Here is a 7,082-nt window from a genome sequence, read left to right as displayed (position 1 = left end):
TGGGCAGTGGTCATCGTGTGGTCCTGTCTCGAGTCGACTTGGTAGGTCTCTCGAAGAATCACGCGGTGACCGTCTTTCGTTCGGCTACGACACGCCGGCCATCTCAATCGGCTCCGGTTCGTACACCATCTTCATGGACGCAACCCGCCTGCAGGGCTTGGCAGATCTGCTCCGGACTCCACCGCTTATCGAGGTGGGTTTGGATGAACTCCCGTAGCTCGGGGGTTCGGCCGATCTTGGGACGGGGCCGGCGGGCATCAGCGCGGGCCTGGGCTGCGTGCGGCCGGTACTGGCCGCTGATCGGATGCCTGTTGCGGCGGATCTCCCGACTGATCGTCGACGGGCTGCGCCCCAGCTCGGCCGCGATGTCTCGGATCGTGGCCTTCTCCCGCAACCGCTCCGCGATATGGATGCGGTCGGCTTCACGCAGGTAGCGGGAAGGACCAGGTGGAGGCGCCACCGCAGTGACCGGTGAAGCCCCGCCCGTCACACCGGACGGGGCACGCCCATTACGCCACCTTTTACCTGTCCGGCGATTGATGCCGACGATCCGGCAGGCCTCCGCGTTGCTCACACCCTGCCGCACGAGCTGAAGTAGACCCGCCGCTCCTCGGTCAGAGGGGTGCGCAGGGCCGAGCGGTACCGCGCGAACGCGATCGGAGGCCCGGCCCGGGTCCATCGGGYCGGGCYTCCCCCACATCAGACCGGATCGAACCTCAGAGCCGACGCACCATCCGCGACCGCCCGGACTTCGATCCTCATGGCCAGACTGCGAGCCGAGATGACAACTTCGGATCCATGAGCAACACGACAGGAACGGTGCAGGATGGAACGACCTGGAAGGCTGAGGAGTCATCGACTCATCGAGCGGGTGCTGGGTGTTCTTCAACGCCATCGCCGGCACGGGATTCCTGTCCCTGACAGCAGGTGACACCGTCCACTTCGAGTGGGAGCAAGCGACCGATCAGGACGGCTGACGAGTACATCTCCTATAGCCTGGCCGACCATGACAGGAAACGATGATTCCGAGTCGAACCGTGAACACGGGGCGCTCGGAGGGGGAATCTCGGATTCCGATGACACACAGGCCGACCCGAACTCCTCGACCGGTCCGGACCGCCCACCGAAGAAGCAGCGGTCGTTCCTGCGGGAGCTACCGATTCTCCTGGTTGTCGCACTGGTACTGAGCTTTCTGCTCCAGACTTTCCTCGCCAGGGTGTATCTGATTCCGTCGGAGTCGATGGAACCAGCGCTGCACGGCTGCACCGGGTGCGCGGGCGACCGAATCGTGGTGGACAAGGTGTCCTATCGGTTCGGTGATCCCGAGTCCGGTGACGTCGTGGTGTTCAAAGGCCCGCCGTCATGGAGCGAGGACTACCAATCGACACGCTCGAGCAACGTCCTTCTTCGCGGCGCGGAGAACCTGGGCTCCTTAGTCGGACTGGTCCCTCCCGACGAGAACGATCTGGTCAAGCGCGTGATCGCAGTGGGCGGGCAGACAGTGCAGTGCCTACCCGACGATTCGGCCGTGATGGTCGACGGAAAACCGTTGACCGAGCCCTACATCGACCGCGCAATGCCCGGCAACAACAGCGCATGCCAGGGAAAGTTCTTCGGCCCCATCACTGTTCCGGAAGGAAACGTGTGGGTGATGGGCGACAACCGTGCGAACTCCAAGGACTCACGATTCCATCTGGACGACGAACTGCAAGGAACGATTCCGCTTTCCGACATCATCGGCAAAGTCCGCCTCATCGTTCTGCCGCCGTCCCGGTGGGGTGTGGTCCACGCGGTCGACCCGCAGTAGCAGTTGCGAATGCCAGGAACTTGGACGTTTCCCCCACGGGACATGCCAACACCCCAGTTCAGTGGGCACACGCTCATCACCCCGAACACGACGAATCCCCGGAGGGACCATGCCGCCCGTCTACAAGGTCACTGCTGACCTCTCCTACCCGTACACCGGCGTCACCGCCGGCCACCTCGACTACATGGAGGGCGTGCACGACGGATTCCGGCCCTCCGTCACCGAGGAGTCGGAAGGCCGGACCCGGGTCCACCTCTTCGTCCCGAGCAAAACGGAGCGCTGGGCCAGGATGCTCGGGGAAGACCTGATCACCAAGAGCAATCCCCCGGAGCTACGCGGCCCCATCCTCGACATCACGGCAGCCCCCGCCACCGAATCCGACCTCACACCGACAACACCCGAGGAGCACTAGCCCGGCACGGCGACTTCGGGCCGGGCCTCCATCCGGATCAGCTCTGACACCGAATGCACCCTGATCGCCGACGCCGCGCCCGCGGCTGGGACCCCGCAGCCGGACGACCCACCTGACGCCGGTTGCCACGCCGTCGAGTAACACCTTTCTAGAGCGCCCGAAGCAACGGAAAGCCAACCACTTCGGTATCGACTCGGATCACGACACCGCCATCGCCAAGCTCTACCCCAGCAGCCTTGCTAAGCAAGATACTTACCGCTACCGTGCTCAACATGAGTGTGGAACGACGAAGCCTGGTACTTCGAGGAGTCTTGGACCTCTGCCTGCTGGCATTGCTGCGAGAGCGGCCGGTGTACGGATACGAACTCACCGAGCGGTTGGCCGAGCAGGATCTTCTTGTCTCGGGCGGCTCCACGTATCCGTTGCTGGCGCGACTCGAGAAGGCCGGCCTCGTCGTCTCGAAGATGCGCCCCTCGGCGTCCGGACCGCCACGAAAGTACTACGCGCTCAGTGACGACGGTGTCGATGTGCTCGCCAGCGGTACCACAGAGTGGCTCGCCGTCTCCTCCAGTGTCACTTCCCTTTTACAGTCCGAGACCCAGGCCGACAACAGAACGGAAATCGCATGACCTCCGCAACCGCCGCGCGCGCCGACAGCACCGAACGATCGGACGTCATCCGGCAGGCCAACCGCCTCTGGCGACGCGCCGGCGTCCACCGGACCGATCGACAGCTACTGCTCACCGAACTCGAGACCGAACTCAGAGGCGCGTACCAAGATGGCCACAGCCCGACCTCGATCCTGGGTGAAGACAGTGACCAGATGCTCCGATCGTGGGCGCACGAGCGCGGAATGTGCGGCCGCGCTCTGCGTTTGGGGCTTGTTGTCCCCTCCGCCCTTGCAGGAATCGTCGTCGGCCTCGCCGCCGTTCTACTCGTCCTCGTTGCTAGTTTCCGCGGCTGGTCGGGCTCGTTCGATCCGGGGCGTTTGCGCTTCGTCTTGTCCTTCTACGCCTCCGGTGCTGCCCTGGCATTTCTGTGCGCGCTGTTGTGCGTGTGGGGCGCTCTTCGATACTTCGGCGACCCGTGCGCTGCATCGACCGTGCGCTGGCTCGCTGCTCTCCTGCCAATCGGCGCCGCGCTCAGTACGGGTGCAGGCGTTGCTGTCGCTTGGTGGAGGGACTTCAATACCTCTACCCCGGTATTCGTCGCGGTTACCGGACTGGTCATCGTCGGACTTGTGCTCACCGTCGGGCTCGCCCGGTACCTAGCTGTACGAGCGATGAATGACACTGGTCCTGAATCGCTCTAGTTGCATCTCAACACCGGCGACGATCCAATCGGGCGCACGGCATGTGCACAGTCGAGTCGGGCAGGACGACAGGCGCCTCGCCAAGGCATGTTGACGGATTCAGGGCGGGTACGGCTGCGCCTGTCACAGTAGATGTGTCGTGGCGACGCGAACCGGTGGTGAGGCGTAACCCCCCAGGGCCTCCGCACGATCGGTCTGCCGACGTCGGGTCAGGCAGTTCCGGTAGTGCCCCGCTGCGCTGCCTCGACAAGGCCCCTGAGGATCGCCAGTTCAGCTTTGAATGCGGACCGACCACGTTTGGTGATCGACACCCACGTCCGCGCCCTACCTGACGATTCCTTCTTGTCGATCGCGATCAGCTGCGCATCGCACAGGACTGCGAGGTGGCGAGAGAGATTGCCGGCAGTCAGTCCAAGGGTCTGGCGAATGAACACGAAATCGACCGAGTCCGCTTCTGAGAGAACGGCGAGAATACCCAGTCGGGTTCGTTGGTGGACAACATCGTCGAGGTCGTTGGTGGGGTGGGTCATCGCGGGCCCCGATCCCGCACGGCCACAACGACTGCGCCGATCGACAGAACCAGGGCAGGCAAGGCCAGGTTGAGCAGGAGGTTGTACCGGTAGTCGAAGTCGACACCCTGTGCCAAGATCATGTTCTCGACGTTGTACAGGTTTGCCACCAGGCTGACGACGAGTGCGAGGGCGCCGATTCCGAGAATCGTGAGATCCCGGCCGAGTACACCCCACACCATGACTCCCACCGCGATCGCCAGTAGCGGGGTGAGCCCGCGGATCGTCAGATTCCCCAATGGGAGCTGCAACTGCGGCACCACCACTACTACCGCCACCAACACCAAGAACAGGACCAGTCCGCAGACGGTGACGTATGACGCCCGCACCCGAACTCCGGAAGACGATCCGCGCCGGACCAGGTAGACGGCGATCACCGCATACGCCACCGGTAGTACGACCAGCCAATAGGCCGCAGCGGCGGTGGGGTGCTCCAGCTGCCCGAACCCGGAGAGCCTGCTGAGCTGCGAGGAGCCCGACCACTGCGCGCCGAAGGGGCGCTGTATGTAGAGCGGCATCGCCGCGACCACGACCACCGCCAAGACCGCCAGCGCCACCCAGTTGTGCGGGCGAGCTGCTCTGGTTCGACGCCCAACCGCCTTGACCTCGGCTAATACCTCACGCGACGTCTCAGCTGAGCGGTCCATGGCGGTCCCCCGGTTCCTTTCGGTTTGTGATGCAAACCCCGGTTTAGGTTTGCATCACAAACCATGGAAGTCAATCGGCGGCGTCGGTAATCGCACGCGCGAGCGGGCGCCCTCCTCACTCGTGGTTGGCGCAGGGTGACGAATGAGAATAGATTTGCTGCGGAAACATGATCTTGTTGTCGAGTCGAGCAACTGTTCGCCGGGCGGATTGTCAGGGACGATTTCCCACAGAGTCGACATACCCGTGGTCGAGCCAGACGGTGTAGCCCACTGTGGAGGGCAGTGCGACTGGGACTGACGCTGCGGTGGGAGTCAGTGCGATCTGCTCGTAGTCCAGCAATGCTCCGGTCGTCTCATCGAAGACGAGGACCAGTCGACGTTCGTGGGTTTCGGTGCTGACGGCTACGCCATGGCGGCCGACGCGATCAGTGACCGCACCGAGTACCGCGATGTCCTGCTGCTCGGCAAGGATGCTGAGGAAGGCCGCTTGCAGGTTCGGAGGAACGATGCGCGTTGTCCAGGTGTCGGTGAACGCGTTGAACCACTGCGGCGCGCTTCGGCCGTCCCCCTCGTGGAGAAGTCGCTCTCGAAGCACCTGGGCCGAGGATTCGTCGGAGCCGATCTGATCACCGGGCAAACGGGCGGGACCGATGTTGGCGGATCGAGCTACACCATTCTCGGTGTCGACGATCTGCCCCAACCCGTCTTCGGCACCCCATTGTTCGCGGTCGACGACCGCGGTGCCCCAACCGAGGACGGTTCCGTCCGTTGTCTGATCGCTCGACAGAAACCACCTTCGAGTCTGTATGAACTCGTAGGGTCCGGTGCCTCTGGCAGGTGGCTGTTGACGTGCTTGGTCGGCCAGATGAAGTAGAAGGTCCTTGGCTGAGACCGGCTGGGTGTAGGCAACGAAGTGCAGCAACGGCGCCGTGGGTGTTGCCCCCTCCGGAGCGGTCGGAGGGGGCAACACGGCCAGGTCGGAGTCGGTGGGGGGAAGCGCGAACGATGCAGCCGGCGGCGATCCCGGAGCGGTTGTTCCTGATCGATCCCCGACAACCAGGACTCCGCCTACTATCGCCCCGACAACCAGGACAACGCTGGCCGCGGTCAGGAGCGGGCGGTACGGCCGTCGGGCATCATGATTCGACTTCGATCGGTCCCGGCTGTGGGCGAGTATCTGCTCCACGCCACCCACCGGAGGCTCGAGATTCGAGCTCGAGGGAACGGGATTCTGGCGTTCCATTCTGTCGATCGCTGATCGTTTGTCGCTCATGTCGCATCCCTTTCCATCTGGATCGAAGGTGTGCCGGAAGAATCCTGAATTGCCAGCGCCGCAGAGAGGCGGCGGCGTGCGCGGTGGTGACGGACGGCGAACGCTGTTGTGCTGCACCCAACCGCTTCGGCGGACTGCCGGTAACTCAGGCCGTCCCATACCGTCAACATCAACGTTTCGCGGTCTTGCTCGGGCAGAGCCTGAAGTGCTGCGAGCACACTCAGACGTTCCAACGCCGCATCATCGGCGCCGGGCGCGGTCGGTGGCGACAACAGTGACCCTGAAGTCGCCCATTCGATCAGCGTGAGCTGTTTGTATTCTCGCCGCCGATGTTCGGAGAGCGCATGCCCGGTGGCTACCAACAGCCAAGGTAGTGGGTCGGTTGGAAGCTGGTCCAGCTTCTTCCACGCGATCAGGAATGCTTCGTCGGTCGCTTCCTGCGCAATCTGGTCCGGTGCACGCCTGGCGGCGTACGCCCACACCCGGCGATACAACTGCCTGTATAACTCAGTGAATCGCGCCTCATCTGTGCCCATCCATTCCCCTCCACCGACACTCGTCACCAGGTAACGGCGCGGGAACGGCGGAAATTACCGAGCATGGCGAAACTCATCAAAACAACCCTGATCTGGCAGCGTTCGCCCCTCGTGCCAGACTGCACGACGCGGTCTCCGTGGCGGGCGCGGGTGGTCAAGTCGTTTCCTGGGTCAAAGCTGTGGTGTGCCGGCCGCGGCTGCGAACAACCGTGTCTGGCCGTGGCTGGTTCACCTATCTGTGCCATTCAGTTGGCCGCGGCGGCAGTCCCCATCACGCTCCCGGGACCACAGACCTCGCTTCAAGCGATCCAGGCGCCGCTCCCTCAGGCACGAAGTCGCCCTCACCAACACTGAGCACCGCACCAGTGTTCGCATCGGGTTGCGTCCATGAAGATGGTGTACGAACCGGAGCCGATTGAGATGGCCGGCGTGTCGTAGCCGAACGAAAGACGGTCACCGCGTGATTCTTCGAGAGACCTACCAAGTCGACTCGAGACAGGACCACACGATGACCACTGCCCACGCG

Annotated in this window: 9 protein-coding genes; 4 read left to right on the top strand and 5 right to left on the bottom strand. The window is 63.6% G+C overall.

The window, feature by feature from the left end:
* Positions 1 to 103 precede the first annotated feature (103 nt).
* Complete coding sequence (locus tag AB4Z09_RS28515; RefSeq protein WP_442241320.1) at positions 104 to 586, bottom strand: helix-turn-helix domain-containing protein; 483 nt, start codon at positions 584 to 586, stop codon at positions 104 to 106.
* A gap of 420 nt (positions 587 to 1,006) precedes the next feature.
* On the opposite strand from AB4Z09_RS28515, the gene lepB reads away from it, so the two are divergent.
* The 4 genes from lepB to AB4Z09_RS28495 all read left to right on the top strand — a co-directional run bounded on the left by lepB (position 1,007) and on the right by AB4Z09_RS28495 (position 3,531).
* A complete protein-coding gene (lepB, locus tag AB4Z09_RS28510) occupies positions 1,007 to 1,807 on the top strand; it encodes a signal peptidase I (RefSeq protein WP_174910205.1) in 801 nt (266 codons plus the stop codon).
* 109 nt (positions 1,808 to 1,916) lie between these two features.
* Positions 1,917 to 2,219 (top strand): hypothetical protein, encoded by a 303-nt coding sequence (locus AB4Z09_RS28505; protein ID WP_442241319.1) that lies wholly within the window; start codon positions 1,917 to 1,919, stop codon positions 2,217 to 2,219.
* 272 nt (positions 2,220 to 2,491) lie between these two features.
* The gene (locus tag AB4Z09_RS28500; protein WP_114723148.1) at positions 2,492 to 2,848 is read left to right on the top strand and encodes a PadR family transcriptional regulator; all 357 of its coding nucleotides are present in this window, start codon (positions 2,492 to 2,494) and stop codon (positions 2,846 to 2,848) included.
* Positions 2,845 to 3,531 carry a hypothetical protein gene (locus AB4Z09_RS28495; protein ID WP_174910201.1) on the top strand — a complete coding sequence of 229 codons (687 nt, stop codon included), beginning with the start codon at positions 2,845 to 2,847 and terminating at the stop codon, positions 3,529 to 3,531. The genes AB4Z09_RS28500 and AB4Z09_RS28495 overlap by 4 nt, the downstream gene beginning before the upstream one ends.
* 209 nt (positions 3,532 to 3,740) lie before the next feature.
* Here AB4Z09_RS28495 and AB4Z09_RS28490 read toward each other — a convergent pair whose 3' ends face one another.
* From AB4Z09_RS28490 to AB4Z09_RS28475, 4 genes are all read right to left on the bottom strand, one after another.
* On the bottom strand, positions 3,741 to 4,061 hold the full coding sequence (locus AB4Z09_RS28490; RefSeq protein ID WP_174910200.1) for a winged helix-turn-helix domain-containing protein: 321 nt from the start codon (positions 4,059 to 4,061) through the stop codon (positions 3,741 to 3,743).
* Positions 4,058 to 4,747, bottom strand: coding sequence for a hypothetical protein (locus AB4Z09_RS28485; protein ID WP_147283548.1), 690 nt, complete (start codon positions 4,745 to 4,747; stop codon positions 4,058 to 4,060). The genes AB4Z09_RS28490 and AB4Z09_RS28485 overlap by 4 nt, the downstream gene beginning before the upstream one ends.
* Positions 4,748 to 4,958: 211 nt before the next feature.
* Complete coding sequence (locus tag AB4Z09_RS28480; protein ID WP_174910198.1) at positions 4,959 to 5,669, bottom strand: hypothetical protein; 711 nt, start codon at positions 5,667 to 5,669, stop codon at positions 4,959 to 4,961.
* A gap of 347 nt (positions 5,670 to 6,016) precedes the next feature.
* The gene (locus tag AB4Z09_RS28475; protein ID WP_174910197.1) at positions 6,017 to 6,556 is read right to left on the bottom strand and encodes an RNA polymerase sigma factor; all 540 of its coding nucleotides are present in this window, start codon (positions 6,554 to 6,556) and stop codon (positions 6,017 to 6,019) included.
* Between the last annotated feature and the right edge of the window lie 526 nt (positions 6,557 to 7,082).

Source organism: Rhodococcus sp. TAF43, from assembly GCF_052113525.1.
GTDB lineage: Bacteria > Actinomycetota > Actinomycetes > Mycobacteriales > Mycobacteriaceae > Prescottella.
The sequence above is the reverse complement of the archived record's forward strand: the minus strand, read 5'-3'. Positions and strand labels throughout refer to the sequence as shown.